2 protein-coding genes and 3 pseudogenes are annotated in these 2,844 nt (G+C 74.3%); 3 read left to right on the forward strand and 2 right to left on the reverse strand.

The window, feature by feature from the left end; genetic code table 11:
- A partial coding sequence (locus HW445_RS25165; protein ID WP_180223207.1) for a histidine phosphatase family protein occupies positions 1–622 on the forward strand: 622 nt, incomplete at its 5' end.
- An 87-nt stretch (positions 623–709) separates the two neighbouring features.
- Here the strand turns inward: HW445_RS25165 and HW445_RS25170 are convergent.
- Positions 710–1,084, reverse strand: coding sequence for a 5-carboxymethyl-2-hydroxymuconate Delta-isomerase (locus tag HW445_RS25170; protein ID WP_180223208.1), 375 nt, complete (start codon positions 1,082–1,084; stop codon positions 710–712).
- A 234-nt stretch (positions 1,085–1,318) separates the two neighbouring features.
- Positions 1,319–1,681: pseudogene (gene yaaA / locus HW445_RS25175) on the reverse strand (peroxide stress protein YaaA); the annotation flags it as partial.
- Here yaaA and rlmB point away from each other — a divergent pair.
- Together rlmB and HW445_RS32880 are read left to right on the forward strand one after the other, a co-directional pair.
- A pseudogene (rlmB, locus tag HW445_RS25180) lies at positions 1,605–2,426 on the forward strand (23S rRNA (guanosine(2251)-2'-O)-methyltransferase RlmB); the annotation flags it as partial. The pseudogenes yaaA and rlmB sit on opposite strands and share 77 nt — an antisense overlap.
- 163 nt (positions 2,427–2,589) lie before the next feature.
- Positions 2,590–2,844: pseudogene (locus HW445_RS32880) on the forward strand (hypothetical protein); the annotation flags it as partial.

The raw sequence follows: 2,844 nt of genomic DNA on the forward strand, positions 1-2,844 counted from the left end.
CGCCCCCGCCACTTTCGTGCTGCTCCGCCACGGTGAGACCCCACTGACCCCGCAGAAGCGTTTCTCCGGCAGTGGCGGCACGAACCCGTCGCTCTCCGAGGCGGGACGGGAGCAGGCCCGGCGCGCCGCCGGACTGCTCGCCGCCCGGGGCACCGTGCAGGCGATCGTCAGCTCCCCGCTGGCCCGCACCCGGGAGACCGCCGCCGTGGTCGCGGACCGCCTCGGCCTCGACGTCACCGTCGACGAGGGACTGCGCGAGACCGACTTCGGCGCCTGGGAGGGCCTGACCTTCGCCGAGGTCATGGACCGCCACCCCGAGGACCTCAACGCCTGGCTGACCTCCCCCGCCGCCCGTCCCACCGGCGGCGGCGAGAGCTTCGAGGCGACCGCCGCCCGCGTCGAGGAGGCCCGTGACCGCCTGATCGCCGCCCACGCGGGCCGCACGGTCCTCCTCGTCACGCATGTGACGCCGATCAAGACCCTGGTCCGCCTGGCCCTGGGCGCCCCGCCGGAGTCGCTGTTCCGCATGGAGCTCTCGGCGGCCTCGATCTCCGCCGTGGCGCACTACGCCGACGGCAACGCCAGCCTCCGGCTCTTCAACGACACCTCTCACCTGCGGTAGTAGGCGCGGGCGGCCGGCCGCGCGGCGGTGGGCGCCCGCGCCGCGGGGCGGTGGGCGCCGTGGTGGACGGCGCCAGGACGGCCCGGCCTATCCCAGGGCGCCCTGCTCCACGATGTGCCTGGCGTACGCCTCGTCGAGTTCCCGCAGGTCCACGCTGGCGTGCACCGTCACGCCGGGCGTGGGCGCCACGTGCTTGAGCAGCAGTGCGAGCACGGCCTCGGTCAGCTCCGCCTTGACCGCCTCGGTACGGCCCGGCCTGAGCGCGATGTCGACGTGTATCACCGTGTGCCCGGGCGCCCCGTCGGCCACGAACGTCTCGTCGACGCTTCGGAAGCGGGTCTTGCAGCCGGCGGCGGAGGTCCGGGCGATCTCCGCCACCAGCGGGTGCAGCGCGCGGGCGAAGCCCGGACGGTCGAAGGACCCGGTCAGCGACTCGGAGTGGTCGACGGTGATGTGCGGCATCGGATGCCCCCTGTCAGGACGGAAGTCACGTGGCTCCGGCATCCTCTCCCATCGCGCGTCCGGCCGGTGGCGGACCGGCGGATCCCCTGGATCTGCCGGACCCGGCGGCCCCACGGACCCGGCGGCCCCCCCCGGGACCGGCGGCCCCCGGACCTGCCGGACCTGCCGGATCTCCTGGACCCGGCGGATTCGCAGGCCCTGGTCGAACCTGCGGCCCCGGTGGAACTCCCGGGCCTAGTGGATCTCCCGGACGACCACGTCCAGCGCCCACGGCCTGCCGGCCCTCGCCGGGGGCTCGGCCTCCACCGTGTGCCCCAGGTCGCGCAGCGCCTCCACCAGCTCCGCCGGACCCTGCGGGTCCGCGCCGTCCGACAGCAGGGCGCGGACGATGCGGCCCTTGGTGGCCTTGTTGAAGTGGCTCACCACGGAACGCTTCTCCACGCCGTCCACCAGCTGCGCGTGCAGCACCCGCACGGTGGCCGTCCGGCCCGCGACCTCGCCCTTCGGCTTCCACGCGGCGGCGTACGCCGACGACCGCAGGTCCAGCACCAGGCCGTCCCCGGCGGCCTCGGGCATCGCCGCGGCCATCGGCGCCCGCTCCACCTCCGAGCTGGTCGTCGGCCGCAACCCGGTCGTCGAGGCGCTGCGCGAGGGCGTGCCCGCCAAGACGCTCTACGTGCAGCAGTTCATCGACAGCGACGAGCGGGTCCGTGAGGCGCTGCAGCTCGCCGCCGAGCGCGGCGGCATCAACCTGATGGAGGCGCCGCGCCCCGAGCTCGACCGGATGACCAACGGGCTCAACCACCAGGGTCTGGTCCTCCAGGTCCCGCCGTACGAGTACGCGCACCCCGAGGACCTGGTCGCCGACGCCGCCGACGCCGGTGAGGACCCGCTGGTCGTGGCCCTGGACGGCGTCACCGACCCGCGCAACCTCGGTGCCGTGGTCCGCTCCGTGTCCGCCTTCGGCGGTCACGGCGTGGTGGTGCCGGAGCGCCGCGCGGCCGGTATGACGGCGGGCGCGTGGAAGACCTCGGCGGGCACCGCTGCCCGCACGCCGGTGGCGCGGGCCACCAACCTGACCCGGGCGCTGGAGCAGTACAAGAAGGCCGGCCTGGTCGTGGTGGGTCTGGCGGCCGACGGCGAGCACGAGATCGGCGAGCTGGAGGCGCTCTCGGGCCCCGTCGTGATCGTGGTCGGCAGCGAGGGCAAGGGCCTGTCCCGGCTGGTCGGCGAGACCTGCGACTTCCGGGTCCGCATCCCGATGCCGGGTGGCGCCGAGTCGCTGAACGCCGGTGTGGCGGCGGGCATCGTGCTGTACGAGGCGGCACGCCGCCGGGACTGACCCCGGCCCGGCACGGGGCCGAGGCCCCGCAACGCCTCGAACGGGTGTGCAGAAATTCGCCCGCGCGGGGTGTTTTGCGGACGACTGCCGAGCTTGACGTGCTTCGGACAGATCGGGGCGCACGGAGCAGTGTCCTTACGTGTCGTCACTCGGTTAGATGAGTGTGGACACCAGAACACCCCGCACACCTACGGGGGACCGTCCGTCGGGCTTCGACGACACCCCCGCGCTGAGCATGGTGAAGGTGCCCTGCGATCCCGCGCAGGTCATCGTCAATCACGCGAGTTTCCGCGTGCAGTTGGGCGCCTCGGCGCGGCGGGCCAGGTCGACGCGGATCGCCGGGCACGTGAGAGCCACCGAGGACACGACGCCGATCCCGGTCGTCGCGCAGCCGGGTCCGCCCGCCGCCGGCCGGAAG

This window comes from Streptomyces sp. UH6, from assembly GCF_013421635.1.
Taxonomy (GTDB): Bacteria; Actinomycetota; Actinomycetes; order Streptomycetales; family Streptomycetaceae; genus Streptomyces; species Streptomyces abyssomicinicus.

Bases quoted from the DNA above. Each gene is read 5' to 3' on its own strand.
- HW445_RS25170 (WP_180223208.1), bottom strand. From the start codon at position 1,084: ATGCCGCACATCACCGTCGACCACTCCGAGTCGCTGACCGGGTCCTTC.